Source organism: Caulobacter sp. GW821-FHT05F04 (genome assembly GCF_059419665.1).
Map to the genome: position 1 here is coordinate 430,122 of NZ_JBWKSF010000002.1, position 26,589 is coordinate 456,710.

Annotated in this window: 22 protein-coding genes; 14 read left to right on the plus strand and 8 right to left on the minus strand. The window is 68.4% G+C overall.

Annotated elements, in window-relative coordinates; translation table 11 throughout:
• Positions 1 to 48: 48 nt before the first annotated feature.
• Positions 49 to 1,080, minus strand: a complete 1,032-nt coding sequence (locus tag AC07R7_RS06475; protein WP_494634570.1) for a FecR family protein — start codon at positions 1,078 to 1,080, stop codon at positions 49 to 51.
• Complete coding sequence (locus tag AC07R7_RS06480; RefSeq protein ID WP_494634571.1) at positions 1,034 to 1,678, minus strand: RNA polymerase sigma factor; 645 nt, start codon at positions 1,676 to 1,678, stop codon at positions 1,034 to 1,036. Before AC07R7_RS06480 ends, AC07R7_RS06475 begins: the two co-directional genes overlap by 47 nt.
• Positions 1,679 to 1,845: 167 nt before the next feature.
• On the opposite strand from AC07R7_RS06480, the gene AC07R7_RS06485 reads away from it, so the two are divergent.
• The 13 genes from AC07R7_RS06485 (at position 1,846) to AC07R7_RS06545 (ending at position 19,262) form a co-directional block, all read left to right on the plus strand.
• Entirely contained in the window at positions 1,846 to 4,419 is a 2,574-nt protein-coding gene (locus AC07R7_RS06485; RefSeq protein WP_494634572.1) for a TonB-dependent receptor, read from the plus strand.
• Between the two features lie 103 nt (positions 4,420 to 4,522).
• Positions 4,523 to 6,832 carry a TonB-dependent receptor gene (locus tag AC07R7_RS06490; protein ID WP_494634573.1) on the plus strand — a complete coding sequence of 770 codons (2,310 nt, stop codon included), beginning with the start codon at positions 4,523 to 4,525 and terminating at the stop codon, positions 6,830 to 6,832.
• Between the two features lie 596 nt (positions 6,833 to 7,428).
• Positions 7,429 to 8,049 (plus strand): lytic transglycosylase domain-containing protein, encoded by a 621-nt coding sequence (locus AC07R7_RS06495; RefSeq protein ID WP_494634574.1) that lies wholly within the window; start codon positions 7,429 to 7,431, stop codon positions 8,047 to 8,049.
• Positions 8,049 to 8,381 (plus strand): TrbC/VirB2 family protein, encoded by a 333-nt coding sequence (locus tag AC07R7_RS06500; RefSeq protein ID WP_492886473.1) that lies wholly within the window; start codon positions 8,049 to 8,051, stop codon positions 8,379 to 8,381. Before AC07R7_RS06495 ends, AC07R7_RS06500 begins: the two co-directional genes overlap by 1 nt.
• A gap of 3 nt (positions 8,382 to 8,384) precedes the next feature.
• Positions 8,385 to 8,672, plus strand: a complete 288-nt coding sequence (locus AC07R7_RS06505; RefSeq protein WP_056045755.1) for a VirB3 family type IV secretion system protein — start codon at positions 8,385 to 8,387, stop codon at positions 8,670 to 8,672.
• On the plus strand, positions 8,651 to 11,038 hold the full coding sequence (locus AC07R7_RS06510) for a VirB4 family type IV secretion/conjugal transfer ATPase (protein WP_494634575.1): 2,388 nt from the start codon (positions 8,651 to 8,653) through the stop codon (positions 11,036 to 11,038). Before AC07R7_RS06505 ends, AC07R7_RS06510 begins: the two co-directional genes overlap by 22 nt.
• Positions 11,038 to 12,207, plus strand: a complete 1,170-nt coding sequence (locus tag AC07R7_RS06515; protein ID WP_494634576.1) for a TrbL/VirB6 family protein — start codon at positions 11,038 to 11,040, stop codon at positions 12,205 to 12,207. Before AC07R7_RS06510 ends, AC07R7_RS06515 begins: the two co-directional genes overlap by 1 nt.
• Positions 12,204 to 12,950, plus strand: coding sequence for a TrbG/VirB9 family P-type conjugative transfer protein (locus AC07R7_RS06520; protein ID WP_494634577.1), 747 nt, complete (start codon positions 12,204 to 12,206; stop codon positions 12,948 to 12,950). Before AC07R7_RS06515 ends, AC07R7_RS06520 begins: the two co-directional genes overlap by 4 nt.
• Positions 12,947 to 14,047, plus strand: coding sequence for a TraB/TrbI/VirB10 family type IV secretion system protein (locus AC07R7_RS06525; protein WP_494634578.1), 1,101 nt, complete (start codon positions 12,947 to 12,949; stop codon positions 14,045 to 14,047). The genes AC07R7_RS06520 and AC07R7_RS06525 overlap by 4 nt, the downstream gene beginning before the upstream one ends.
• Positions 14,044 to 15,039 carry a P-type DNA transfer ATPase VirB11 gene (gene virB11, locus AC07R7_RS06530; RefSeq protein WP_494634579.1) on the plus strand — a complete coding sequence of 332 codons (996 nt, stop codon included), beginning with the start codon at positions 14,044 to 14,046 and terminating at the stop codon, positions 15,037 to 15,039. Before AC07R7_RS06525 ends, virB11 begins: the two co-directional genes overlap by 4 nt.
• Before the next feature lie 80 nt (positions 15,040 to 15,119).
• Positions 15,120 to 16,841 carry a DUF1800 domain-containing protein gene (locus AC07R7_RS06535; RefSeq protein WP_494634580.1) on the plus strand — a complete coding sequence of 574 codons (1,722 nt, stop codon included), beginning with the start codon at positions 15,120 to 15,122 and terminating at the stop codon, positions 16,839 to 16,841.
• 8 nt (positions 16,842 to 16,849) lie between these two features.
• Positions 16,850 to 18,217 (plus strand): DUF1501 domain-containing protein, encoded by a 1,368-nt coding sequence (locus AC07R7_RS06540; protein ID WP_494634581.1) that lies wholly within the window; start codon positions 16,850 to 16,852, stop codon positions 18,215 to 18,217.
• A gap of 40 nt (positions 18,218 to 18,257) precedes the next feature.
• Positions 18,258 to 19,262 carry an acyltransferase family protein gene (locus tag AC07R7_RS06545; RefSeq protein WP_494634582.1) on the plus strand — a complete coding sequence of 335 codons (1,005 nt, stop codon included), beginning with the start codon at positions 18,258 to 18,260 and terminating at the stop codon, positions 19,260 to 19,262.
• Here the strand turns inward: AC07R7_RS06545 and AC07R7_RS06550 are convergent.
• The 6 genes from AC07R7_RS06550 to fdxA form a co-directional block, all read right to left on the minus strand.
• Positions 19,259 to 19,648, minus strand: coding sequence for a DUF6491 family protein (locus tag AC07R7_RS06550; protein ID WP_494634583.1), 390 nt, complete (start codon positions 19,646 to 19,648; stop codon positions 19,259 to 19,261). The two genes, AC07R7_RS06545 and AC07R7_RS06550, sit on opposite strands and share 4 nt — an antisense overlap.
• 113 nt (positions 19,649 to 19,761) lie before the next feature.
• Complete coding sequence (locus AC07R7_RS06555) at positions 19,762 to 21,051, minus strand: DUF5690 family protein (protein WP_494634584.1); 1,290 nt, start codon at positions 21,049 to 21,051, stop codon at positions 19,762 to 19,764.
• Positions 21,052 to 21,158: 107 nt separating this feature from the next.
• Positions 21,159 to 22,379 (minus strand): TonB family protein, encoded by a 1,221-nt coding sequence (locus AC07R7_RS06560; RefSeq protein WP_492886452.1) that lies wholly within the window; start codon positions 22,377 to 22,379, stop codon positions 21,159 to 21,161.
• The gene (locus tag AC07R7_RS06565; protein WP_492840401.1) at positions 22,376 to 22,738 is read right to left on the minus strand and encodes a BlaI/MecI/CopY family transcriptional regulator; all 363 of its coding nucleotides are present in this window, start codon (positions 22,736 to 22,738) and stop codon (positions 22,376 to 22,378) included. Before AC07R7_RS06565 ends, AC07R7_RS06560 begins: the two co-directional genes overlap by 4 nt.
• Before the next feature lie 147 nt (positions 22,739 to 22,885).
• Positions 22,886 to 23,389, minus strand: coding sequence for a CarD family transcriptional regulator (locus tag AC07R7_RS06570; RefSeq protein ID WP_492840399.1), 504 nt, complete (start codon positions 23,387 to 23,389; stop codon positions 22,886 to 22,888).
• Between the two features lie 460 nt (positions 23,390 to 23,849).
• Complete coding sequence (fdxA, locus tag AC07R7_RS06575; RefSeq protein WP_492840397.1) at positions 23,850 to 24,191, minus strand: ferredoxin FdxA; 342 nt, start codon at positions 24,189 to 24,191, stop codon at positions 23,850 to 23,852.
• A gap of 261 nt (positions 24,192 to 24,452) precedes the next feature.
• Between fdxA and AC07R7_RS06580 the strand changes: the two genes are divergently transcribed.
• Positions 24,453 to 26,555 carry a putative bifunctional diguanylate cyclase/phosphodiesterase gene (locus AC07R7_RS06580; RefSeq protein WP_494634585.1) on the plus strand — a complete coding sequence of 701 codons (2,103 nt, stop codon included), beginning with the start codon at positions 24,453 to 24,455 and terminating at the stop codon, positions 26,553 to 26,555.
• Positions 26,556 to 26,589: the final 34 nt, after the last annotated feature.

The window sequence follows — 26,589 nt, forward strand, 5'->3', positions numbered from 1 at the left end:
CGAAGCGCGCCCCTCACCTGGAGCGTGAAAAATTTGTCGCGCCGAGCGTCAGGCGCGGGGGCGCACCAGTTCGACCCGCGCATCGTCGGCGCGGCCGACGTCCGCCAGGCCGTAGGTCTTGAGCGCGGCCACGAACGCGTCGATCTGGCCGGTCTTGAAGACGCCGCTGACCGGGGTGGCGCCCAGGGCCGGATCGGCCAGCGCCAGCTTGCGCTCGGAGAAGCGGTTCATTTCGGCGACGACGGCCGACAGCGGCTCGCCGTCGAACACCAGCCGCCCCTTCAGCCAGGCGGATTCCTTGGCGGTGTCGACCGCGGAGATCAGCCAGTCGGCGGGATCGGCGGCCACGAAGCGCGAGCCGGCCGACATCTCGACGCGGCGTTCGCCCCCATGTCCATTGGCGGGCGCGTCGGCGGCGATGCGAACCCGGCCCTCGACCAGGGTCACCGACAGCTTGCCCGGCTCCATGCGCACGTCGAAGGCCGTGCCGACCGCCGTCACGCGCTTGTCGCCGGCCGCGACCACGAAGGGGCGCGAGGGATCCTTGGCGACCTGAAAGAAGGCCTGGCCGCGCAGCAGCGTCAGCCGGCGCTCCTCGGCCCAATGGTTCACCCGCACGGCGGAGTCGGTGCTGAGCGTCACCACCGAGCTGTCGGCGAGACGGAAGGTCGAGCGCTCGCCCACCGCCGTGCTGAACACTGGTTCGTCGGCCGGCGGGACGCGTGCGGTCTCTCCGCTCAGCCAGCGCTTGCCGAAGATGCCGCCGCCGACAGCGGCGACCAGGCCGGCCGCCGCCAGGCCCAGGGCGCGGCGATCCAGATGCGGACGCTTGTCGCCGGCGTTCAGCGCATCGGCGCGCAGGGCCGCGAACGCGGGATCGCTCTCAAGAGCGGCGACGCCGTTCCAGGTCCGGTTGAGATCTTCCCACGCGGCGGCGTTGCGGGCGTCGGCCTTCAGCCAGCGCTCGAATTCCCGCCGGTCGCGCGGCGGCACGTCATCGCCTTGCAGTCGCGCGAACCAGAGGGCGGCCGCGCTATCCGGGTCGTCGTGTATCTCTTTGCCCGACGTGGTCGACGTCATCCTGGTCTCGCAGACGCTCGTGCAGGTGACGCAGCGCCTTCATCACATGTTTCTCGACAGCGCTGACGGAGACCCCCAGGCGCTGGGCGACGAGCTTGTAGCTCATCTCCTCGAAGCGCACGAGAATGAAAACCCGTCGCGTGCGTTCCGGCAGCTCGTTGAGGGCCGCCATGGCGCGCGCCATCTGCTCACGTCCCTGTAAGACGCGCTCGGGCGAGACTTCATCAACGGGATGATGAATTTCTTGCAGTTCGCAGTGATCGGACCGTCGGCGTGTGCGATCGCGACGTCCGCGATCGATCAGGACATTGGCGGCGACCTCGAAGAGATAGCCCTCGACATTGGTCACGACGGCGCCCGGCTGGCGTTTCTGGATCCGGAGAAGAACCTCCTGCACCAGGTCCTCGACGTCGTTGGCGTTCGCGCGACGGGAGAAGAAGGCGCGGAGCGCTGGCGTGAAGCGCGCGCCGCTATCCGATAGGTCGCGGACCCGCTCGGGAGCCTTGGACGGCTCGCGGCCCCAGATCATTGTTTTCGCCCCGACATGACAGTCAGGTGAAATCGCGCTCTCGCCTGTGTCAAGAGAGGTTCCCCGCATGAGGCCGCGAGGACGCAACCTTTGACTGGTTGCCTATTGGCTATGCAATACGCGATCTTACGCCGTCAGGATGCGCCGCGAAGTACGGCGGGCCGGCAAAGCAAGGCATGGTGCGCGCCCTCGACGGCGTGAGATTCCAGGCCGCCAGGGGAGGTCGGAATTCGTTGTTGCCCAGGGTCAGAGGCTCGGAAGCGTGCGCGAGGCGCGGCGCGGTCTTGGCCCTGCTGTGCGCTACGGCCCTGACAACCGCGCCGACCGCGGCGGCGGTCGCCGCGCCGCGGCGCCCGGACGCCGCCCTCCGCTTCGACATCCCCGCGCAGCCCTTGAGCCAGGCGCTGAATCAGCTGGCGCTGAGGAGCGACCGCGAGATCCTGTTCTCGCCCGCCCTGACCCAGGGCAAGCGCAGCGAGAGCCTGAGCGGGGTGTTCACGGCCGAGGCGGCGCTGCATCGACTGCTGGCGGGGTCGGGGCTGAGCGTCCAGCTCGAGGGGCGCAGCTTCCTGGTCGTGCCGGCCGCCCGACCCGCCAGAGCCTCCACGACGAACGCGCCGCCGGCTACGCCGCCACCGCCGCCGCCCGTGGCGATCGATTCGGTCGTCGTCACCGCCCTGAAGCGCTCCAGTCTGGCGCGGCAGACGCCGATCAGCATGACCGTGATCTCCGGCGAGCAGTTGTCGCGAGTGGGCATAGTCGACCTGGAGAAGGCCGCGCCGTTGCTGCCGGGACTGAAACTGATCTCCACCGCCTTTGGCCGGCGCCTGGTGCTGCGCGGCGTCTACGGGGCCGGCGAGGCGACGACGGGGCTCTACTACGACGAGACGCCGATGACCGGGCCGGTCGGCACCACGGCGGATCCCGGTGTGATGGCGCCGGAGCTGGCCCTGGTCGACGTCGACCGCGTCGAACTTCTGCGGGGACCGCAGGGCACGCTCTACGGCTCGGGCGCGATGGGCGGGGCGCTGCGGATCCTGTTCAAGCGTCCGGACCTTTCGGCGGACTCCGCCTCGGTCGGCGGTTCGCTGTCCTCCGCCGCCCACGGTGGGCAAGGCGGCGGGGCGAACGCGGCATTGAACCTCGTCGCGATCCCCGAGACCCTGGCCCTGCGTCTGACGGCCTATGACCAGCGCCAGCCCGGCGTGATCGATAACGTCCGGCTGGGCCTGAAGGACGTCGACGCTTCTCGCGTGCGGGGTGCGCGGCTGGCGGCGTTCTGGGCGCCGGGATCGCGGTTGTCGGCCCTGGTGTCGGCCACGCACCAGGCCAGCCGCAGAGACGACATCTCGGCCTGGAACGACACGGCCGGTCCCTGGCGGACCGTCCATGCCGCCCGTGCGCCCTTCGACGGCGACATCGACCTGGCGGCCGCGACCGTGAAATGGCGCGGCGACGCGGTGGATCTCACGGCGGTGTCGTCCTGGTATCGCTGGCGACTGACGCGCCGCTCCGACTACAGCGGCGTGCTGCTGGGCGAGCGGACCAACGCGGCCGGCTGCGCGCGGATGTTCACCCTGGCCCAGGCTTGCGACGCCACGCAGATGGCCAGCTATTCGGCCTATGTCGACAGCGTCTATCCGGCGATCCTGAACCAGCCGGCGGAGCTGACCGCCCGGATCCACGAAATCCGGGCCTCGTCGGTCGGCGAGGGGCCGCTGACCTGGACGCTGGGCGCCTATCGCGAGGTGCGCGGCGACTCCATCGACAGCCAGGTCCGGCACGTGGATCCCGATACCGGCGCCCTGGCCGAGCCGCCGGTGCTGATCGGCCGCCGCGACATCGAGAACCATCTCGCCCAAAGCGCGGTCTTCGGCGAGATGTCCTACGCCATCGCGCGCCAGACCCAGCTGACCCTGGGCGCGCGGCGGTTCGACTACGACAAGCGCGACCGAGGGGCGGTGCAGGTCGCCAATGTCGTTTCCGGCACCTGGGCCGACTATGCGATCGACGCGCGGACCCAGGAGCAGGGCTGGAGCCTGAAGGCCCTGGCCAGCCGCCAGTTCGGACCGGGGTTGTTCGGCTACGCCCAGGTCTCGCAGGGCTTCCGCCCCGGCGGCGTCAATGTGGTGCCTGGACTGCCCGAGACCCTGGCGGTCTATCGCTCGGACCGCCTGAACAACTACGAGCTGGGCCTGAAGACGCAGAGCGCCGACCGGCGCTTCACCGGCAATGTGGCGCTGTATCGAATCGACTGGCGGGACATGCAGTACGCCGCCCAGACCCAGAACCGCGCCTTCAACTACGTGACCAATATCGGCGCGGCGCGCATCCAGGGGCTGGAGGTCGAGGCCGCCGCCGAGCGCGTGATGGGCTGGACCCTGGCCGGCGCCCTGACCGTGACCGACGCGCGCCTGACCGCCGACCAGCTGACCAACACCGCGATCGGCCTGGGGCTGGAGGGGGACCGCCTGCCGGTCGTGCCCCGGATGACGGCCTCGGCGTCGATGGAGCGCCGCTGGACCCTGCCCGGCGACCTTGTCGGCCGGCTTCGCCTCGACGGCTCCTATGCCGGGCTCGCGCGCTCAGCCTTCAACGCGGGCAATAGCGACTATCTGAAGATGGGCGGTTACGCCGTCTTCGGCGCCAGTTTCGGCCTGGAGGGACGCGCCTGGACCCTGGACCTGACGGTCGACAACCTGCTGGACCGGGCCGGTCGCGCTACCGCGACGCGCAACACCTCGGGCCCGATCGAGTATTTCGGCGTGGCGCCGCGCATGCTGCGCGTGAGCGTCGAGCGTCGCTTCTGAGCCGGACTGTCCTTTTTCCGGCGCGCCAAGGTGAGGGAGCCTCTCGCCCTTGCGTCTGATCCTACAGGCCGCCGCCGAGCGCGCCGACAACAGGGGATCAATAATGATACAGTTTCGAGGCCTTCGCGCCCTGGCCCTGGGCGCCAGCGCCCTGACGAGCCTGGTGGCCGGCCAGGCGTTCGCCCAGTCGAGCGAACCCAAGGACGCCGGCACGATCGAGGAAGTGATCGTCACCGCGCTGAAGCGCTCCACCACCGTCCAGACCACCCCGATCAGCGTCAGCGCGGTCACCGAGAAGTCGCTGCAGGCGCTGGGCGCCCAGGGCATCCAAGACTACTTCCGCACGGTTCCGAACCTGCAGGTGGACGGCAACTCGCCGACCAGCCGCCGCCTGACCCTGCGCGGCGTGCGCAGCGCCGGTGAAGCCACCGTCGGCCTCTATTACGACGAAACCCCGCTGACGGGCCCGGCCGGCACGACCGCGGACGCCAGCTCGACCAGCGCCGACGTCAACCTGTTCGACGCCGAGCGCGTCGAGGTCCTGCGCGGTCCGCAAGGCACGCTGTACGGCTCGGGCTCGATGGGCGGCACCCTGCGCGTGATCCTCAACAAGCCCGACACCAGCCGCTATGCCGGCGCTATCGAGGCCCAGGGGACCAGCACCAAGGGCGGCAGCAACGGCTACTCCGTCAAGGGCATGGTCAATGTGCCGCTGATCGAGGACAAGCTGGCCGCGCGCCTGGTGCTCTACAAGACCGAAGGCGGCGGCTATGTCGACGACGTCCTGCTGAACAAGAAGGACATCAACGACCAGCACTCCAGCGGCGGTCGCCTGATGCTGGGCTTCACGCCCACCGAAAACCTGACGATCAACGCCTCGGGCCTGTACCAGAAGACCACCCTGGACGGTCAGAACACCTGGTACCCGGCGCTGGGCAAGGAAGAGTACAAGACCAACGCCCGCGTCATCGCCCCGACCAGCGACAACCTGCGCATGTACAACGTCACGGGCAAGTGGGACCTGAGCTTCGCCACGGTCACGGCGACCTCGTCGTACTACAAGTGGACGCTGCTGCGGAATTCCGACTACAGCCCCACCCTGTCGGGCAGCCGCGCCAACGCCACCGCGTGCCGTAACTGGGTCGCCGGCGGTCCGGCCGCGACGGGCTCGACCAACCCGGCCTGTACGGCGACGCAGCTGACGGCCTTCACCGCCTATGCCGACAGCCGCACCCCGGGCGCGCTCTATCAGCCGATGGGCCTGACCTCGTGGAACCACGAGCTGCGCATGACGGGCTCGCTGTTCGACGACAAGGTCGACTGGACCGCCGGCGTCTATCTCGAAAAGCGCGAGGACTATATCGAGAGCAAGGTGGCCAAGGGCGACGCGACCACGGGCGTCATCAATCCCAACGACCTGACCGCCTGGCGCCACGTCGGCACCGACACCAAGCAGACCGCCTTCTTCGGTGAAGTGTCCTACAAGCCGATCGACAAGCTGACCCTGACCGGCGGCCTGCGCCGCTTCAAGTACGACAAGACCGTCTCCGGCCAGGTCCTGATCAGCAACTTCATCACTCAATCCTACGTCGGGCCGGCCGCCCAGGTCGACGCCAGCGCGGATGGCTGGGTCAGCAAGCTGAACGCGTCCTACCAGGTCACGTCCGACGTCATGCTCTACGCGGTGGCGGCCAAGGGCTTCCGTCCGGGCGGCGCCAACAACGTGCCGGGCCTGGCCAGCGCGCTTCTGGCCTATCAGCCTGACAGCCTGTGGAACTACGAAGGCGGCATCAAGAGCCAGTGGTTCGACCGTCGCCTGACGTTGAACGCGGCCGTCTACCAGATCGACTGGTCGAACATGCAGATCTCGGCGACCAGCGCGAACGGCGCCTTCAGCTATCTGACCAACGCCGGCAAGGCCAAGATCAAGGGCTTCGAGATCGAGGCCGTGGCCCGTCCGATCTCCGGCCTGACCATCAGCGGCACCGCCGCCATCGTCGACGCCAAGCTGACGGAAGACCAGGCCAACTCGACCATCCTGATCACCGGCTCGACCGGCCTGCGCGGCGACGAGTTCCCGAACGTGGCCAAGTACAGCGGTTCGGCCGCGGTCGAATACACCTGGCCGCTGAACGGCGACCTGAACGGCCTGGTCCGGGCCGACTACGCCTATGTCGGCGAGTCCGCCTCGCAGTTCCGTCCGACCTACGTCTACTACGAGAAGCAGGGCGACTACGGCTACGCCAACCTCCGCGCGGGCGTGGAAGGCGCCGACTGGGGCGCGTACCTCTTCGTCAACAACGTCACCGACGAAGTCGGGCTGATGAGTGTGACCTCGGCTGTGAACAACAAGCAGCAGGTGGTGAGCATCAATCCGCGCACGGCGGGCTTCCAGGTCCGGAAGCGCTTCTAGAGCACAGCGACGGGTGGGCTTCGCGCCCGCCCGTCGCCTCGCACGCCCGGCGCGTTGCGGATCGCGTTGGCGAGCGCCGCGCCGACGCCGCGGATAGCCAGCTCGCCGGCGCCCCTGGCCGGCGCGAGTTCGGCGAGCTCAGTGGAAAACGTTATACCCGCCGATGATCGCGATCATCAGCCATCCGCTAAGCAGGCTGCCCGCGAAGTTACGCGACAGCCAGTTCCTGGTTTTGTTCAACGCCGACATGGAACGCCCCCAACTAAACTGAACCGTAGGCTGCCGAGTGATTCTATCCACAGGCAATCTTGTTCGATGGCGTTCGGCCAAGTTTGGCGGATTTTCTTCTCTTGCAATCGGCTCGTCGGAAGAAGAGCGTCGCGCGCTTCCAGGAATTAAGAGATGGTTAACAAGATAATATAAGTTCACAGGTCGACATTTCGACAAGCTTCAGTATGAAAAGTCCTTTCTGAACAGTATTTTTGACGCATAAATCAAAACCCTAATGCGATAACCTGCCGCATTACCCCGATTGAGTGCTCCGGATACAAATTGGTTAGCCAACCGATTTGTACTCGTCGAGTTAGGGGGCGTGCTTGAGCTTCGTTTTTGCCCGTCAGGCCGCGTTCTTGGCCGTGGCGATGTTCATCAGCGGCCTGATCGCTCAGCCCGCCAAGGCTCAGGTCCTTGAGATCGGCGCCGACGGCGCGGTGACGCGCTTCGAAGGGCCGGCCGTATTCACCGACGACGGCGCCAAGGCGCTGATCCAGGACGCGCCCCTGGCGGATCTCTCGATCGGCGCGGACGCCGTTCGTCAGCAGATCTCGACCGCCGCGAGCGCCTACGCCCTCGATCCGAAGCTGGTCGAGGCGGTGGCCTGGCGCGAAAGCCGCTTCCATGCCGGAGCCTTGTCGGCCAAGGGCGCGATCGGGGTCATGCAGCTGATGCCGGGCACCGCCCGCGACCTGGGCGTCGACCCGCACGACCCGGTTCAGAACATTCGCGGCGGCGCGCTCTATCTGCGCCGCATGATGTCGGCGTTCGGCGGCGACGTCCGCCTGGCGCTCGCCGCCTACAACGCCGGTCCCGCCGCGGTCCGCAAGCATGGCGGGGTGCCGCCCTACGCCGAAACCCAAGCCTATGTGACCTCGATCCTCGGCCGCATGGCCGCGACCGGGGCCGTTCTCGCCGTTCCTGCCCTCGGAGCCTCCCAGTGATGCGTGAAGTGATGCGTAAGTTCTTCCAGCCGAAAGCCGCCGCCCTGGCGACCGCTCTCACGGCCGCCGCCAGCCAGGCTCACGCCCAGGCCGCCCCGTCCGACCCGCAAGGCTCCAGCGCCCTGCTGGCCGGCGTCATGTGGCTGCAAGGGTCCCTGATGGGCAATGTCGCCACCGCCGTGGCGGTGATGGCCGTGGCCGCCGTCGGCTTCATGATGCTGACCGGCCGCCTCAACTGGCGCTACGGCGCGACGGTCATCCTGGGCTGTTTCATCCTGTTCGGCGCCACCACGATCGTCAGCGGCATCCGCGCCGCCTCGGGCGCGGCCTAGGCCATGGCCGCCCCGCTGGATCGCGACGTGGTGTTCGGCGCCCTGACGCGCCCGCAGATGTTCGCGGGCGTGACCTACAGCTACTTCGTGATCAACGGCGTGGTGACGGCCGAACTCTTCCTAATCACCAAGTCGTTCTGGGCCATCGCGGCCGCGCTGGTGATCCACGCGATCGGCTACGCGGCGTGCCTGCGTGAACCGCGCATCTTCGATCTCTGGCTGACCAAGGTCAGCCGCTGTCCCCGCGTACCCAATTTCCGAGCCTGGCGATGCAACAGCTACAGCGCTTGAACCCCCAATCGATCAAGGCGAGCAAGGAAATGACGGCCGGCAAGCGTCTGCCGTACGCCCGCCACCTCGACGACGTCACGCTGGAGACGCGCGATGGCCTGCTGATGCAGGTGATCCATCTGGCTGGCCTGCCGTTCGAGACGGCCGACAGCGAGGAACTGAACTACCGCAAGGCGGTGCGCGACGTGATGCTGCGCGGCCTCTCCAGCTCGCGGTTCGCCATCTACCACCACGTGGTCCGCCGCCAGGTCGACGCCAGCACGCAAGGGGCGTTTCCGGACGCCTTCAGCGCCGAGCTCGACGCCACCTGGAGCGAGCGCCTGGCCGCGCGCAAGCTCTACGTCAACGACCTGTTCCTGACGATCGTCCGCCGCCCTCTGCAGGGCCATGGCGGCGTCATAGACGGCGTCATGCGCGCCCTGAAAGGGACCGGCAAGGCCGAGGCCGCCGCCGTACAGGCCGCCGACCGCCGCGAACTGGACAGCGCCCGCGACAGCCTGATCTCGGCCCTGACCCCCTATGGGGCCAGGGTGCTGGGCGTCTATGACGGCGCCACGGGGCGGTGCTCCGAGCCGCTGGAATTCCTGTCCTGCCTCTACAATGGCGAGATGCGCCCGGTGCTCGCGCCGCAAGGCGACGCCGGCGAGTACCTGCCGTACCGCCGCGTCAGCTTCGGCCTGGAGACGCTGGAGCTCTCCCGCGCCGGCGCCCTGGCGCGCGGCTTCGGGGCCATGGTCTCGATCAAGGACTATCCGGCCCAGACCACGCCGGGGATGCTGGACGATCTGCTGCGCCTGCCGTGCGAGATGGTCATCACCCAGAGCTTCGGCTTCGTGGACCGCCAACCGACCCTGGAGCGGATGAACCTGGCCCTGCGCCGGATGAAAGCCGCCGACGATGACGGCCTATCCCTGCGCGCCGACCTGACCCGGGCCAAGGACGACGTCGTCTCGGGCCGCGCGGCTTTCGGCGAGCATCACCTGACCGTGCTGGTGCGCGGCGAGAGCCTGGACGGCCTGGACCGCTCGGCCGCTGAGGTGATGTCGGCCTTCACCGAGATGGGCGCCATCGCCGTGCGCGAGGACATCAATCTGGAGCCGGCCTTCTGGGCCCAGTTCCCAGGCAACTTCAAGGACATCGCCCGCAAGGCGCTGATCTCGACCGCCAATTTCGCCGGCTTCGCCAGCGGCCACAACTTCCCGGTTGGCCAGGCCGACGCCAACCACTGGGGTCCGGCCGTGACCTTGCTGGAGACGACTTCGGCGGGCCCGTATCACTTCAATTTCCACAAGGGCGACCTCGGCAACTTCACGGTCATCGGCCCGTCGGGCTCGGGCAAGACCGTGGTGCTGAACTTCCTGCTGGCCCAGGCCCGCAAGTACAGCCCGCGCATCGTCTTCTTCGACAAGGACCGGGGCGCGGAGATCTTTCTGCGCGCCATCGGCGGTCGCTACGAGACCCTGCGCCCGGGCCAGCCGACGGGCTTCAACCCTCTGGCCCTGCCGGACACGGCGGGTAACCGTCGCTTCCTGACCGAGTGGGTCGCCAAGCTGGTTTCGGTTCCGGGCGAGGCCCTGTCGGTCGACGACATCGCGCGGATCAAGGACGCCGTCGGCGCCAGCTTCGACCAGGCCCCGAACCTGCGCCGCCTGCGCTACTTCGCCGAGCTATTCCGCGGCGCGCGCCGTCCCGACGCCGCTGATCTGGCTGCTCGTTTGGCTCCTTGGCACGGGACCGGCGAGCACGCCTGGCTGTTCGACAACGAGACCGACGGCCTGGATCTGGACGCCGCCACCCTGGGCTTCGACATGACCCAGCTGCTGGACGACCCGGCTCTGCGCACCCCGGCCATGATGTACCTGTTCCACCGGGTGGAGCAGCGCCTGGACGGCCACCCGACCCTGATCGTCATCGACGAGGGTTGGAAGGCCCTGGACGACGACGTGTTCGTGGCGCGCATCCGCGATTGGGAAAAGACCCTGCGCAAGCGCAACGGCGTGGTCGGCTTCGCCACCCAGAGCGCCCAGGACGCGCTGGAAAGCCGCATCGCCAGCGCCATCATCGAGCAGGCCGCGACCCAGATCTTCATGGCCAACCCCAAGGCCCAGGCCAAGGACTACTGCGAGGGCTTCGGCCTGACCCCGTACGAGTTCGAGCTGGTGAAGACTCTTCCGGACACCTCGCGCTGCTTCCTGATCAAGCACGGGACCGACAGCGTCGTCGCTCGCCTGAACCTGGCCGGCGCGCCCGAGCTTCTGACCGTGCTGTCGGGTCGCGAGACCAGCGTGCGCAAGCTGGACGCCCTGCGCGAACAGCTGGGCGATGATCCACAAGCCTGGATGGCCCATCTGGTGAAGGCCGCGTGATGGCGTCCTGCGCGCAATTGCCCGTCGACGCCCCGATGGTCCCGGGCCTGATCAGCTCGGTCGACTGCCGGGTTCACGACGTGGCCGAAAGCGGCTTCGCGGCCCTGGCTGGGCCGGGCTCGCCGGTCGGCCTGCTGTTGACGGGTCTCCTGACCCTCTATGTCGTATTCATCGGCTATCGCCTGATCCTGGGGCGAGGGGGCTTGAGGGTCGGCGACGCCGCCCTGTCGATGCTGAAGATCGGTCTGGTCGTGGCCCTGGCCACCAACTGGGGTCTGTTCCAGATCCTGGTCTACGACACCCTGACCAAGGCTCCGACCGAGCTGGGCGGTCTGCTGCTGGAGGGCCAGGCCCCGTTCGCCCGCCTGCAGGACGCCTTCGACGGCCTGCAGCAATCGGCGACCCTGATGGCCAGCCGCGCCAGCGTCGGCGCCGCCGCCACCCAAGGCGGGCCAGGCTTCGGCGCCTTCGCGGTCAACACCGGCGGCATGACGCTTATCCTGTCCACCCTGGGCGTGCTGCTGGGCAGCAAGGTCGTACTGGCCATTCTGCTGGCGCTCGCGCCTCTGATCGTCGGCCTGGCCTTGTTCGAAGCCACGCGTGGCCTGGTCGAGGGTTGGCTGAAGGCGATGATCGCCCTGGCCCTGGCGCCGCTGATCGCCACCCTGACCCTGTCGCTCGAGTTGGCCATGCTGGCCCCGTCGCTGCGGGCCCTGGCCGAGGCGCGGGCGGCCCAGCAGTTCGCCGCCTTCGACATCAATCCCGCCGTGACGGTGCTGGTGCTGACCACGGTCTTCGCCCTGGTCATGCTGCTGGCGCTCATCGCGCTGGGCGTCATCGCCGCCGGTCTGCGTCTGCCGCGCGGCCTGGCTGGCGCCGCCTGGTCGGACCAGAACGCCGTCCCCGGCGCCTCGCGCTACGCCACCGCTCAGGTCGAGCCGACGAGCCGGGCGGCCGCTATCGCCGCCGCCGCCGTGGCCATGGACCGCCGCCAGACCGCCGCCCCGTCCGCCGACCCGATCGGCCCTCGGATGCTGACCGTCGTCTCGGATCGCGCCCCGGCCACGACCTCTACCGCCCAGGCCGGTCCCGCCGCGCCGCTGGGCCAGACCTATCGCCGCACGCCCGCCCCCCGCCGCGCCGTCTCCAGCGCCCGGAGAGACCAGTGACTTTCGCCCATCCTCGCACCCTTCTCGCCGCGCTGGCCCTGGGCGTCGCCCTGGCCGGCCCGGCGCTGGCGACGGAGACGCCGCGCCCCGACGCCGTCGACCCGCGCATCCGCACCGTCGCCTACGACCCTGACCAGGTCGTGCGCCTGACCGGCTATTTCGGCATCCAGACCATGCTGGAGTTCGCCTCCGACGAGCGGATCGAGAACGTCTCGATCGGCGACGCCATGGGCTGGCAGGTGACGCCGAACAAGAAGGCCAACCTGCTGTTCCTCAAGCCCCTGGACCGCACCGCCGCCACCAACATGACCGTGGTGACCGACCGTCGCCGCTATGTGTTCGAGTTGGTCGTCGCCGGGCCCAAGGCTTCGGCGAAAGACCTGGCCTATGTCGTCCGGCTCCTGGTCCCGGCGCCCGCGCCGGTCACCGTCATCAAGCCGACGCCGCAGCCGCCGGCCGCGCCGGCCGTCCGCAACAGCGCCTACGCCGTGAAGGGCGACGCCGTGATCCAGCCGACCCGTATCTTCGACGACGGCGTGGCGACCTATTTCGGCTGGCCGGCCCGGGCCGACCTGCCGGCGGTGTTCGTGGTCGGCGTCGACGGCGTCGAGGGGCTGGCCAATGCGGTGGTCCGCGACGGCTACCTGGTGGTCGACCAACTGGCCCCGCGCTTCGTCCTGCGCTCGGGCAAGTCCAGCCTGACCGTCACCAACGCCGCCTTCAGCCAAGGGGGCGTTCGATGAGCGATCCCCGCCAGTCCGCTCAGGTCCAGCAGGATCTCGCCGCCGCCGACGCCCAGGCGCGTCCGGTCGTGGCCCGCGCTCATGCCGGCCTGCCGACGCCGGTGATCATGGCCGGCTTTGGTCTGGTCGGCGTCGGGGTCTTCCTGTGGATGGCCGGTCATCGCGCCGACACGCAGCCGCGTCCGCCGCGCAAGGCCGAGGTCATCGCCGCCACGACCCAGGCCGCGCCCGCCGCACCGCCGACGGTCATCCCCGGTCCGCAGTTCACCGAGAACAACAGCCTGCCGCCGACCCCGGCCCAGGTCGCCGTGATGAACGCCGAGCCGCCGCCGCCGACCCCGCCGGCCGATCTCGACCAGCGCCGCCGCGCCCCGACCCTGGTGGTCGACTTCAGCGGCGCCCCGGCTCTGATCAAGGCCAGCATGCCAGCCGAGCAGGCTGGGCCGATGGCTGGCAAGGCCGTCGATATCGGTCTGAACGCCGACGAGAAGTTCGCCGACCGCGTCGGGACCAGCGACGCCGAGCCGGCCAGGGCCACGGCCATGCGCAATCTCGACGCCGTCATCCCGCAGGGCGCCGTGATCCCGGCGGTGATGGAGACGGCGATCAATTCCGACCTGCCGGGCCTGGCCCGCGCCATGGTCACCCGCGACATCAAGAGCTTCGACGGCTCGACCGTGCTGATCCCGCGCGGCAGCCGGGTGATCGGCCAATACAAGTCTGGCGTGGCCATGGGCGCCTCGCGCGTCTTCGTGGTCTGGACCCGGGTGATCCGGCCGGACGGCGTCTCGATCCAGATCGCCTCGCCCGCCGCCGACCCGCTGGGGCGCGGCGGGCTGGAGGGCAGGGTCGACCGCCACTTCTTCAGCCGCTTCGGCGGCTCGATCCTGATGTCGGTGCTGAACGCCGGCGTCGCCGCGATCGGCAACGCCCGCTCCACCTCGCAGATCTATATCGGCTCGGCGTCAGAGGCGGCCAATCTGGCCGGCGCGGTGATGAAGAGCGACCAGGTCGCCCCGACCATCCAGACGCGGCAGGGCGCGCCGGTGACGATCTTCGTGGCCCGCGACCTCGACTTCTCGGGCGAGCGCCAATGACCGCGCCCGCGAAGCTCCCCTCTTCAGGAATGGGCGTCTATCTGGAGGCCTACCTCGCCCCGCTCGCGCCCTGGCTGGCCGAGCCGGCGGTGACGGACCTCTACGTGAACCGTCCTGGCGAGCTGTGGGTCGAGCGCCTCGGTGGAACCGCTGAACGTGTCGAGGTTCCGGCCCTGGACGAGACCAACCTCTGGCGGCTGGCCCGCCAGGTCGCCAGCCTTTCCAGCCAAGGCGTCAGTCGCGAGCATCCGCTGCTCTCGGCGGTGCTGCCCGACGGCGCGCGGGTGCAGGTCGTGGCCCCGCCAGCGACGCGCGAAGGCCTGGCCCTGGCGATCCGCAAGCACGTGGTCAGCGATCTGTCCCTGACCGACTACGCCGCGTCCGGCGCCTTCGATCAGGTCCTGGCCCCGAAGGCCAATGCGGACGCCATCCTGAGAGCTTTCCTGGACGCTGGAGACATCCGCAACTTCCTGGCCGGCGCCGTGCGCGCCGGCAAGAACATCGTGATCAGCGGCGGCACCTCCACCGGCAAGACCACCTTTCTCAACGCCCTTCTCAAGGAGGTCCCGCTCGACCAGCGTCTGGTGCTGATCGAGGACGCGCCGGAGATCCGCCTCGTCCACCCCAACGCCGTCGGCCTGGTGGCCGTGCGCGGCGAGCAGGGCGAGGCGCGGGTCACGACCGAGGATCTGCTGCAGGCCTCGCTGCGCCTGCGGCCGGACAGGATCATCCTGGGCGAGCTGCGCGGCGCCGAGGCCTTCTCGTTCCTGCGCGCGGTGTCCAGCGGCCATCCGGGTTCGATGACCACCGTCCATGCCGACGATCCGGCGGGGGCGGTCGATCAGCTGGCGCTGATGGCGCTGCAGGCCGGGGCCAATCTTCGCCGCGCCGACGTGGTCGATCATGTCCGGCGCGTCGTCGACATCTTCATTCAACTTCACCGCCAGAACGGCGTCCGAGCGGTCCGCGAGGTCGTCTTCCAGGACCCCTAAACCCCGCTCCTCCCTTCAACCTTTCCTGGCTTTCCAGCTTAAGGCGCGCCGGCCTCTCGCGGCGCGTCAGGGACCTTGTCATGCGTAAACAGGACTTTGGCTCGGCGGCCGCGCTGAGTTTGGCTTTCTTCCTCACCGCCTGTGGCGGCGGAGGCTCAAGCGGGAACAGCGGCGGCGGATCGTCCAGCGCTGAAAAGCCCGCGTCGATCGCGACCGGCGGCCTGGGCGGCACCTCGCCGGCGGCGCCGGGGGACTTCACCCGCGAAACGGCCGCCCGCCTCGCCAAGCAGGGCAGCTTTGGGCCGACGCTCGAGCTGATCGATCACATCCACGCCCTGGGCGGCGCGGAAGCATGGCTGAACGAGCAACTGGCGCTGTCCTCGAGCAGCTACGCCGACATGGCGACCAAGCCCGTGCCGAGCAACTTCTGCTCGACCCTGACCGGGACCGATCTGACCAACTGCAATCGCGACAACTTCACGGCCACGCCGATGCAGATGCGGTTCTACGCCAATGCGATCGGCAAGGATGACCAGCTGCGCCAGCGAGTCGCCTTCGCCTTGTCGCAGATCGTCGTCGCCTCGGCCGTCGACGTCGGCAACACCGCCGGCCTGGCGACCTTCAACCAGATCCTGCTGAGCAACGCGTTCGGCAACTACCGCGACATCCTCAAGGCCGTCACCCTGAACCCGTACATGGGCGACTACCTGGACATGGCCGACAGCAACAAGAGCCAGCCCAACGAGAACTACGCCCGCGAACTGATGCAGTTGTTCTCGGTCGGCACGGTCCTGCTGAACCCCGATGGCACGCCGCAGACGGACAACGCCGGCGCGACCATCGCCACCTACAGCAACACCGACGTCAAGGAAGTGGCCCGGGCGCTCAGTGGCTGGACCTACGCCCGCCTGAACGGCGCGGCCCTGACCGACAACACCAACCGCGACTGGACCAAGCCGATGGTGGTCTATGCCGCGCGCTACGACGCGGGCGCCAAGAGCTTCCTGGGCAAGACCGTGCCGGCCAACGCCACCCAGCAGGCCAGCGTCGACGCCGTGGTGGACGCTGTGTTCAACCACCCCAACACAGGCCCCTACATCTGCAAGCGGCTGATCCAGCAACTGACTATCGCCAATCCGACCCCGGCCTATGTCGGACGGGTCGCGGCCGTCTTCGCCGACAACGGCGCGGGCGTGCGCGGCGACATGAAGGCGGTGGTCAAGGCGATCTACCTGGACAGCGAGGCCCGCGCCGGCTCGCAACTGCCGGGCAAGGTCAAGGAGCCGGTGCTGCTGGTCACGTCGCTGGCCCGGGCGATCGGCTACGCGACCGATGGCTATGCCTTCACGACGCGCGACGCCGGCATGGGCCAGGCCCCGTTCCGCGCGCCGTCGGTGTTCAACTACTACCCCTACGACTTCCCGCTGCCGCAGGGAGCCGGCCTGCTCAGCCCGGTCACCAAGCTGATGACCACCTCGACGATCATCGCCCGCCACAACTTCCTCTACGACTGGACGGTCGGCGGCGACGCCACGCGCAACGAGTTCAAGCCGACCCTCGGCGCCACCGGCACGATCCCCAACTGGGCCAGTTGGGAAGCGGCCGGGACGAACGACGGCAAGACCGTCGACCGCATCAACCTCGTGCTGCTGAACGGTACGATGACGTCCGCCCAGCGCCAGGCGCTGACGACCGCCATGGCCGCCGTCAAGAACACCGACCCCGCCCTGCAGGCCCGCAAGCGCGCCCAGGTCGCCCTCTACATCGCGGCGTCGTCGCCGCTCTTCCAAGTCGATCGGTAGGCGTAACCATGACCGTTTCTCGTCGCGAAATCATGCGGATGGTCGCGGGCGGCTCGGCCGTCGCGGCTCTGGGGCAACTGGGCCTCTCTAGCGCGCTCGCCGCCGACGGCGGCGGTTACCGCGCCATGGTCGGCGTCTTCCTGTTCGGCGGCAACGACGCCTGGAACATGGTGGCGCCCACCGACGGCCGCTATGCCGACTACGCCAAGCAGCGCGGAGCCAGCCTCGCCCTGGCCCAGAGCAGCCTCGTGCCCCTGACCGGCACGGCCTTCGGCCTGCACGGCTCGATGACCGCCCTGAAGTCGGTCTGGGACGACGGCGGCCTGGGCGTCGTGCTCAACACCGGCACGCTGTTCGCGCCCCTGACCAAGGCCCTCTACACCAGCCGCCCGGACCTGCGCCCGGTCAACCTGATGTCCCACGAGGATCAGCAGAACCAGTGGCAGGGCATGCGCATGCGCGCCACCAACAAGGACGGCTACATGGGGCGGATCCACGACCGCGCCGGCGGCGCGTCCAATCTCCCGCCGCTGATCTCGATCGCCGGATCGAACCTGGCCCTGATCGGCGACCGCACCGCGCCGCTGATCCTGCCGTCGTCGGGCTCGATCGTCCGCAACGGCTACAACGCCGCCAGCACCGACGCGGCGGTGAAGGCCCGCCAGGCCGCCCTGGACGTCTTCGCCGACGCCTCGTCGTACGGCGCGATCACCGACCTGACCGGCAGGGGCATGTCCTCGGCCTACGCCCAGGCGGTGCAGGCCAACAGCATCGTCACGGCGACGACCTCGGCGGTGGACAAGTACTTCGTCAACCCGACCACCGGCGCGGCCCTGACCTCGGACATCTCCCGCCAACTGCTGCGCGCGGCCCGGATGATCGAGGCCCGCAACACCCTGGGTCACGCCAAGCAGACCTTCTTCGTCAGCCAGGGCGGCTACGACACCCACACCAACCAACTGGCGGCGCACAATGGCCTCTACGCCGACCTCGGCAACGCCCTGGCCGGCTTCTACAACGCCATGAAGGCCTTGGGCCTGCAGGACAATGTCACCGCCTTCACGATGTCGGACTTCGGCCGCGTCTACAAAGGCAACGCCAGCGGCGGCAGCGATCACGCCTGGGGCTCGAACCACCTGGTGGTCGGCGGGGCGCTCGCCAACGGCAAGGTGCACGGCCGCTATCCGGACGTGACCTTCGGCGGCCCGGAGGACGCCTCCAACGACGGCCGCTGGATCCCCTCGATCGCCACCGAGGAATATATCGGGGCCATCGCCCAGTGGTACGGCGTCAGCGCCGCCGATCTGCCCTATGTGTTCCCGAATTGGGGCGCCTGGAACGGCGGCGGGCGTGGGCCGGTGCCGCTATTTAGCTGACGGCTTGTCAGGCCGGGACGGGCGCCCTTAAGCAAGGAGCGTGTCTCGGCCCGGCTCAGCAGCGAATGGCTTCGATCACCTCCGGCTGATCGCGGCCGCGCTGGTGGTGGTTCACCACGCTCGCGTGCTGAACGGCGCCGCGCCCTGGATGATCGGATGGGGACCCGATCCCGGGGCGCTGGGCGTCGGGATTTTCTTCGTGATCAGCGGCTATCTGGTCACCGCAAGTCTGCGCCGCACGCCTGGCGTCGGCGTCTTCCTGGCCAAGCGGGTCTTGCGCATCGCGCCGGGCCTGCTGGCGGCGCTGCTTCTGACCGCGCTGGTGCTGGGGCCGCTGGTCAGCGACCTTCCGGTCGCGGACTATTTCGGCGACGCCGCGCCGTTGCTCTATGTGCTCAAGAATCTCAGCCTCTACGCCGTCACCTACGACCTGCCGGGTGTTTTCGCGGACACGCAGTACCCCAATGTCGTCAACGGCTCGCTGTGGAGCCTGCGGCTGGAGTTCACCGCCTATCTGGGTCTGGCCGCCCTCGGCGCCCTTCGGCTGGTCCGCGCGCCGGTGCTGGCCGGGCTGGCGCTGCTGGCGGGCGGGGCGTTCATGGTCGTCCACTTCACCGGCCTCGACGCGCGGGGCGAACTGGCGCGGCTGGCCTCGCTGGCGACCTTGAACGGCTGGCTGTTCCTGTGCGGCGCGGCGCTCGAGGCGTTCAGGGCGAAGCCGCCAGCCTGGACGGCGACGATCGGCCTGGCGCTGCTGCCGACGCCGGCTTGGTTCCTGGGTCTGCCCCTGGCCGTCGTGGCCCTGGGGCGGATGACGGCGCCAAGGTTGCCGGCCGACCTGTCGTATGGCCTCTACATCTACAGCTTCCCGCTGCAGCAGGTGCTGGCCGAGCACGGTCGCCTCAACGTGCTGACGTCACTGGCCCTGACCCTGCCGTTCGCGGCGGCGTCGTGGTTCCTGGTCGAGAAACCCGCCCTGCGCCTGAAGGCGCGGCTGCCCGGCGCGGTGAGCCCAGTCCCCGCGCCGGTCGATCAGCCGCTTTAGGGCTTCGGCTTCTTCTTCGGGGCCAGCTCTTCCGGCGACAGCTTGCGGACCTCGGTTACCGGATAGCGCTGCACGCCGATCGGGCCTGGCGCGATCACCGTGGCGTCCATGCCCTGACACACCCACGAACCGCCGCGCGCCTCGACGCCGATGCGCAGGCTGGTGTCGATGTCGCGGGCCGGGGAGAACAGGGTCAGGCGCCAGACATTGCGTGGGCCGATCGAGACGTCGACGGTCTGGTCGTCGACGACGCTGAAGCCGTTGATGTCATCGGCCCGGAAGCACTGGCTGCGATCGGGCTTGGGTTTTTGCGGCTTGTCGGCCGCGTGGGCCGGGGCGGCTGCAAGGACGGCTAGCACGGCCGCCGAGGCGATCAGGACATGCATGAACTTTGACTCCGAAGGGCGCCCGCCGCTGAAGTTTTCGCGCCGAAGCCTGTGGAACTCAAGTGGCGCCGGGCTTGGCCAGCCGCAAGATCGCCATGCCGACCTGGACGGGGTCAGGGCTTCGCCAGAAGGCGGTCGGCGAAGAACAGGCCTACCAAACCGAGGCCGCAGGCGACATAGGCCCCGAACGCCAGGAACTGGCCCCAGGCGATGTCGAAGTGACCGAACGACTTCACCAGCAGCAGCGAGATGCTGCCGACATAGCCGAACGAGTCCGCCACATAGATCAGGAAGCCGGCCGTGCCGACCTTGCCGGTGGCGGCGATCATCCGGTCGAACAGCATGGCGTTGAACGGCGTGTAGCCCATGTAGAGTCCGGCGCCAGCCAGGATCATCCACCAGACCGGCGGCAGCACGTGCAGTTGGTAGGCCAGGGTCGAGGCGCCCAGCAGGACGAAGCCAAGCGCCACGAAGCCGAGGTTGAACGCCACCGCGCGACGGTTGTCCCTGACCCCCATCAGGGCGGCCAGGCCGACCAGAACGATGGCGGCCACCGGCAACTCCGACAGGGTGAAGATCGAGGCGGCGTTCGGAAAGCCCAGCTCGGCCCAGATCTCGGCCGAGAAGTTGTCGCGGAAGTCGCGCAGGGCTGTCAGCATCACATAGACCGCGATCAGCAGGATCAGGGCCGGAGCGTGGGCGGCGAACAGGGCGGCGCGATCCTTGGCGTTCATCGGCGCGCGACGCACGCGCTCGGCCTCGTCGGCGGGCGAGGGCGGCGGCAACTGGGCCAGGGCGACCACGGCGATCAGCATCAGCGGCGTGAAGACCAGACCCGCCACGGCCGGCATCCATTTCTCATCGACATTCGACAGCAGCAGCATCTTGCCGACCGACTTGGCCACGCCCGACGACAGGATGAAGCTGGCGCACAGCATGGCCCCCAGCACCTCGGTCAGGCGGCGGCCCTCGAGAAAGCCGAAGACCAGACCCCAGATCATGCCCAGGCACAGGCCGTTCAGATACAGCGCGACTGGCCCCATCATCGTCGGCAGCAGGCCGAACAGCAGCAGCGCCATCTGGGCCCCGAAGATCAGGCCCAGGATCGCCACGGCCCGGCGGCTGGCCCGCATCTCCGAGATCACCTTGACCCCGATGAACTTGGCGGTGGCGTAGCCGGCGACCTGGGCGATCACGAGGGCGATCTTGAAGTCGAAGGCGAACGGCCAGCCGTCGGGATGGGCGAAGGCGGCCGCGGCGAACGGCTTGCGATAGCCGAACATGGCGAAATAGACGGCGAACGACGAAAGACCGCCGTAGAGCGCGAACACCCAAGGCGGGGCCGAGGCCAGGAAGCGGGTGACCGCGCCTCGCGGGGCGTTGGCTTCGGCCCTGGCGTCCATGCGAATTTTCGTCCCCGAGGCTGAAGCTCCTCAGCTAGCCTGCTTCGTCGGGCGCGGGCAATCGAGGGAACGAAGGCGCTCCGTGGTCGGAGCGCCTTCAGGGCAGGCTATCGGCTGGGGGCGTTCGGGCCGACCTGGAAAACGATCGGAATTGTGACCTTGCCGCCGGCGGTCGGCTTGCCGTCCAGCGAGGCCGGCTTCATCTGGAAGTACTGGGTCAGCGCCAGGGTCGCCTCGCCGAAGCCAGCCTCCGTCGGGCTTTCCGAAAGCACCGTGCAGTTCTCCAGATGCCCGTCGAGCTTGACGTCGCAACTGACCGTCGACCGGCCGGGGAGGTGCGCCTTTGCGGCCTCGGCCGGATAGTAGCGCACCAGATCCTGGGCGGTCGGCTTCGTGGCCCAATCCGGCGCGATGAGCGAAGGCTTGGCGGGCGCGGGGGTGGCGGCCCAGACCGTCCCGGCGCCGGCCAGGGCGATCGCCCCGACCAGGACCAGACCCGCGCGCCGGCGGGCGGTCGTCGTGGAGATATTGTTCAGCATCGTCAGTCTCTCCTTCAGGGGATGGACGCCGGTCGCCGGCCAATGGCAGCCGAACGGCGCGGAAAAAGGGGTCATGGCGGCGCCCAGCAGCAGCTCGGCATAGAGCCGCCGGTCGTCGGGCCTGGCCAGGGTGACGGCGGCGTCGCAGGCGATCTCCTGGTCGACGCGGAGACGGCGGGCGCCCAGATGGGCCAGGGGGTTGAACCAGGCCAGGCAGCGCAGGCCCACCACCAGCCCGTTGACCGCCGCGTCGCCACGCGTCTGGTGGACGCGCTCATGTTCGAGGACCAGACGGCGAGCCGGGCCGGTGAAGCGCGTCTCGAAGTCGGTCGGGACGACGATGCGCGGTCGAATGGCGCCCAGCAGCATCGGTCCGCCGCCCAGGTGCTCGCCGCGCAGAATATCGGGATCGCTGTCCAGCGGCGTCAGGCGGCCGAGCGCGCGGACGAATTGAACCTGGCGCACCGCGAACAGGGCCGCGGTGACCAGCGCCCCGCCCATCCAGACCGCGATCAGCAGGGGCGTCAGGCTGGCCGCCTGTCGGGCGACGGGGGCGAGGCCGCGCGCGCCGGCTCCGACCAGGGTGACGACCGGCGCCGCGATCGCCGGCGGGGCATGGACGGGCAGCAAGCCGGCGAGCAGGCAAACCGGCGCGACGAGCCACAGGACGTAGGCCGCTAACGCGCCGAAGCGCTCCCGCACGGGCCGGCGCAGGGCCAGGATCGCCAGGACGGCGAGGGCGAGAACCAAGTTGGCCTGGAGGAGGGCGGAAAGGATCGCCGCGCTCATTTGCCGATCTTCTCGATCAGGGCCTTCAGTTCGGCGATGTCCTCGTCGCTGAGCTTGTCGCTTTCGGAAAAGTGGGTGACCAGCGGCGCCAGCCGTCCGCCGAACAGGCGATCCAACAGGCCCTGGCTCTCGGTCCCGACATAGGCCTGACGCGAGACCAGCGGCGAATAGAGATATCGGCGGCCGTCGGCCTGGGCGGCGACCGCCTTCTTCTTGACCAAGCGGCTGATCAGCACCTTGACCGTGCCCTCGGTCCAGCCCTGGGGCTCGCCGACCTCGCTGATGATGGCCTCCGAGGTCAGGGGGCTGCGCCGCCACAGCGCCTCCATCACGACGCTTTCCGCCGAGCTGATCTTCATGGTCGTCTCTCGATGACAGTTGTCAACGAATCGACGTTGACACTTGTCATCGCTGTGGTCAACCACCGTTCTTCGGAGGCGTGAGCAAACAAAAACGCCCCCCGCGAGGCGAGGGGCGTTTTCGGTAACCGGATCGGAAGAGGTCGCTTAAGCGGCCTTGACCAGCGACTTGGTCAGGATGCCGATGGCGGCTTCGCGGTCGATGCGCTCGATGGCGGCGACTTCGCGGGCCATGCGGTCCAGGGCCGATTCATACAGCTGGCGTTCCGAGTAGGACTGTTCCGGCTGGTTCTCGGCGCGGTGCAGGTCGCGGACCACCTCGGCGATCGAGATCAGGTCGCCCGAGTTGATCTTGGCTTCGTATTCCTGGGCGCGACGCGACCACATGGTGCGCTTCACGCGGGCGCGGCCCTTCAGGGTGGTGAGGGCTTGCGAAACGGTGCCGCCTTCCGCCAGCGGACGCAGGCCGGCCGTCTTGGCCTTCTTGGTCGGAACGCGGAGGGTCATTTTCTCGTGGTCGAAGGTGATGACGTAGACTTCGAGCGAATAACCGGCCACTTCCTGGGTCTCGACCGCCTGAATGGTGCCAACGCCGTGCGCGGGGTAAACGACGTGGTCGCTGACCGAGAATTCCAGACCGCTCTTGCTCATGTTCGTCCTCATCTATGCAGGCCCGCGGGGCCCGAACGCCGTGTCCATTCCAAATCAAAAACGACAGGTTCTTGCTCCGCGGAAGAATGTGCGCGGGGCCAGGCCTGTCAGGATTGGGAATAGATCTCTAAGACACCCTTCGCCTTCGATCGGGCGAGCCGGCTCAAACTGGTTTGCTGAAACGGCTTCTTCGACAAGACGGACTGTCGCGATTAGCCGCAACCGTCACGTCGACAGCGACAATAGCATAAAATTCAGCCCTATGAAAGGGTTGCGTCCGGCAAAGGCGGGGCGTCGCCAAGCTTTCGCGGCTTGGCGGGGGATCAAGCTTGAGAAATCGAGACGGGGCGTGGCAGTCGAAAATGTAAGCGGTTTCGACGCCCGCCATGCTTCTAGTGCTGGAAGCGGAGCCTGCTGACCCGTTTCTGATGTCCCACCAGAAACGGGCGTGCTGGCGAGCTTACGAGCCCTTGCCGGGCTTTTCGCTGAAGTATTTCTCGAACTTGCCGGTCTCGCGCTCGAAATCCTCGCGGTCGGCGGGCGGCTCGCCCTTGACGGTGATGTTCGGCCAGACCTTGGCGTAGTCGGCGTTGATCTTCAGCCACTTGCCGTCCGGTTCGTCCTCGGTGTCCGGCTTGATGGCGTCGATCGGGCACTCCGGCTCGCAGACGCCGCAATCGATGCATTCGTCGGGATTGATGACGAGGAAGTTCTCGCCCTCGTAGAAGCAATCGACCGGGCAAACCTCCACGCAGTCCATGAACTTGCAGCGGACGCAGGCGTCGGTGACGATGTAGGTCATCGAAAACTCGAATGATGTCGGACGAAGTTCGGCGCGCGCGTTTTCGAAGCCTAGGGCCCGCTTGTCAATGCGGCTTGGCCGCACGCGCGCTCAGGAATTCTCTATGCGTCGCCAGTCTGGGGTCTTTCCGCGGTCGAGCCTTCCGACGGGCGCGACAAAGCGCCCGATGGCGTGGAGCGCCGAGAACACTTTCTTATCGAACGAACGCCAATATGTGGGACTGGAAACGCTCAATAAAAACAAGTCGGGAAGCCGACACGCATGAAGATTGAAGCCTTGGCCGCCCAACCGATTCCGGAACCCGACGGCGCCAGGCGCGCCCTGGCCAGGGCGCGCGCCCGCGCGTTCGGCGAGTTCATTGGGGAGATTCCATTCGCCGCGGCCTTGCTGGATCGCGACCTTGTGCTGGTCGCCGTCAGCCGCGAGTGGGCCCGGCAGGGCATCGCGCCCGGCCTGGCCCTCGGCGGAGACGCCGGAGCGGGCGGTCTGGTGGCGTCCGAGGACGTCGGGTCGCTGCTGATCTGCGCCGAGGCGGGGATCGCCTTCTCGCGCTACCTGCCGACAGTCGACGCCGAGGGCGCGCAGCACGTCTGGCGCACCGAGTTCAGCGCCTGCCGGGACGGCGCTCCGGGGAGGGAAGAGACCTATGCGGTGATGGTCACCGCGCGCGATGTCACCGGCTATGCCGACAGCGTGCTACGCGCCGAGCGGGACAAGCAGCGCCTGACCATGGCCCTGGAGCTCGACGACCTGTTGGTCCGCGAATACGACCTGCGGACCAAGGAGGTCTATTTCTCGGGCCACGCGCCCGAGCTGCAGAAGTACTGCAGCTTCAAGGACGATCCGCTGGAGATCGTCGATCCCGAGGACCGCCAGCGCTGCGCCAACCTGGTGGCCACCCGCAAGATCGGCGAGGCGCGGGTCTTCGAGTTCAAGCTCCGCCGCGACGACGGGGTCGAGACCTGGGTCCGCTCGGTGGGCAAGGTGTTCGTCGGGGCCGACGGCAAGCCCGAGAAGCTGGTCAACCTGTTCAAGGACATCACCGACCGCCGTCGCCAGACCGAGGCGATCGAGACCCTGGCGTTCAAGGATCCGTTGACGGGCCTGCCCAACCGCGCCCTGTTCCAGCACCGCTTCCAGGAGGCGGTGGCGGCGTCCGAGACGTTGGGCGAGATGTTCGGCCTGATCATGATCGACGTCGATCACTTCAAGGACATCAACGACAGCCTGGGCCACGACGCCGGCGACGCCTTGCTCAAGCGCCTGGCCGGCATGCTGCAGCGCGCCTTCCGCAGCAACGACACGGTGGCGCGCCTGGGCGGCGACGAATTCGCGGTGATCCTCAGAGGCCTGCACGGCGAAGCCGACATGACCCGGCCGATCGGCAAGCTGCAGGACTTGCTGCGCCAGCCGATCGAGCACGGTGGCCGCAGCTTCACGGCCAGCGCCAGCATCGGGGCCGCTCTGCACGGCGACCCGGACGCCGATCCGGCCCACATGATCAAGAACGCCGACATCGCGCTCTATCGCGCCAAGGAGGCCGGCCGCAACCGCAGCATCGTGTTCGAGCCGTCGATGCGCTCCGAGGTCGAGCGGCGGCTGGAGCTGCTGCGCGACGTCCGCGCGGCCCTGGTCGAGAACGAGTTCACCCTGTTCTACCAGCCGGTGGTCGACATCCGCGAGAACAAGGTCGCCGGCTTCGAGGCCCTGATGCGCTGGGTTCACCCCGAGCAGGGCGTGCTGACCCCGGCCCGCTTCATGGCGGCGTTCGAGGACCAGGACCTTTCCTTGAAGCTGGGCGACGTCGCCTTCGAGGCGGCTCTGAGGCAGATGCGCCGGTGGCTGGACGACGGCGTCGAGTTCGGCCGCGTGGCGGTCAATATCAGCTCGGCCCAGTTCCGGTCCGGCCGCCTGGCCGAGGAGATCCAGGAGCGCCTGGCCCGCTGGAACGTGCCGTGCGAACGCCTGACCATCGAGGTCACCGAAAACGTCTATATGGGCTGGGGCTCGGACTTGGTCAGCGACACCGTCCGCCGTCTGCACCGGGCGGGCGTGATGATCGCGCTGGACGACTTCGGCACGGGCTATGCCAGTCTCGCCAACCTGCGCCAGTTTCCGATCGACCGCCTGAAGATCGACAAGTCCTTCGTCCAGAACACCGAGGACGAGGCCATCGTGAAGGCGGTGATCACGCTTGGCACATCCATGGGCATGAAGGTGGTCGCCGAAGGGGTCGAGGACGCCGCGCAGCTGAAGGCGCTGGAACACTATGGTTGCGACCAGGTCCAGGGCTACCACTTCGGCCGGCCGATGCCGGCGAGCGAGGTGGCGGGCTTCCTGAAGGGGTTCGGGGTCAACCCCTAGTGGCCTCGGGCCCGCGGTCTCGTATAGCCTTCGG

Coding starts and splice junctions, on each gene's coding strand:
- AC07R7_RS06475 (WP_494634570.1), bottom strand. CDS start 1,080: ATGACGTCGACCACGTCGGGCAAAGAGATACACGACGACCCGGATAGC.
- AC07R7_RS06480 (WP_494634571.1), bottom strand. CDS start 1,678: ATGCGGGGAACCTCTCTTGACACAGGCGAGAGCGCGATTTCACCTGAC.
- AC07R7_RS06490 (WP_494634573.1), top strand. CDS start 4,523: ATGATACAGTTTCGAGGCCTTCGCGCCCTGGCCCTGGGCGCCAGCGCC.
- AC07R7_RS06500 (WP_492886473.1), top strand. CDS start 8,049: ATGCGTGAAGTGATGCGTAAGTTCTTCCAGCCGAAAGCCGCCGCCCTG.
- AC07R7_RS06505 (WP_056045755.1), top strand. CDS start 8,385: ATGGCCGCCCCGCTGGATCGCGACGTGGTGTTCGGCGCCCTGACGCGC.
- AC07R7_RS06510 (WP_494634575.1), top strand. CDS start 8,651: ATGCAACAGCTACAGCGCTTGAACCCCCAATCGATCAAGGCGAGCAAG.
- AC07R7_RS06515 (WP_494634576.1), top strand. CDS start 11,038: ATGGCGTCCTGCGCGCAATTGCCCGTCGACGCCCCGATGGTCCCGGGC.
- AC07R7_RS06525 (WP_494634578.1), top strand. CDS start 12,947: ATGAGCGATCCCCGCCAGTCCGCTCAGGTCCAGCAGGATCTCGCCGCC.
- virB11 (WP_494634579.1), top strand. CDS start 14,044: ATGACCGCGCCCGCGAAGCTCCCCTCTTCAGGAATGGGCGTCTATCTG.
- AC07R7_RS06535 (WP_494634580.1), top strand. CDS start 15,120: ATGCGTAAACAGGACTTTGGCTCGGCGGCCGCGCTGAGTTTGGCTTTC.
- AC07R7_RS06540 (WP_494634581.1), top strand. CDS start 16,850: ATGACCGTTTCTCGTCGCGAAATCATGCGGATGGTCGCGGGCGGCTCG.
- AC07R7_RS06550 (WP_494634583.1), bottom strand. CDS start 19,648: ATGCATGTCCTGATCGCCTCGGCGGCCGTGCTAGCCGTCCTTGCAGCC.
- AC07R7_RS06555 (WP_494634584.1), bottom strand. CDS start 21,051: ATGGACGCCAGGGCCGAAGCCAACGCCCCGCGAGGCGCGGTCACCCGC.
- AC07R7_RS06560 (WP_492886452.1), bottom strand. CDS start 22,379: ATGAGCGCGGCGATCCTTTCCGCCCTCCTCCAGGCCAACTTGGTTCTC.
- AC07R7_RS06565 (WP_492840401.1), bottom strand. CDS start 22,738: ATGAAGATCAGCTCGGCGGAAAGCGTCGTGATGGAGGCGCTGTGGCGG.
- AC07R7_RS06570 (WP_492840399.1), bottom strand. CDS start 23,389: ATGAGCAAGAGCGGTCTGGAATTCTCGGTCAGCGACCACGTCGTTTAC.
- fdxA (WP_492840397.1), bottom strand. CDS start 24,191: ATGACCTACATCGTCACCGACGCCTGCGTCCGCTGCAAGTTCATGGAC.
- AC07R7_RS06580 (WP_494634585.1), top strand. CDS start 24,453: ATGAAGATTGAAGCCTTGGCCGCCCAACCGATTCCGGAACCCGACGGC.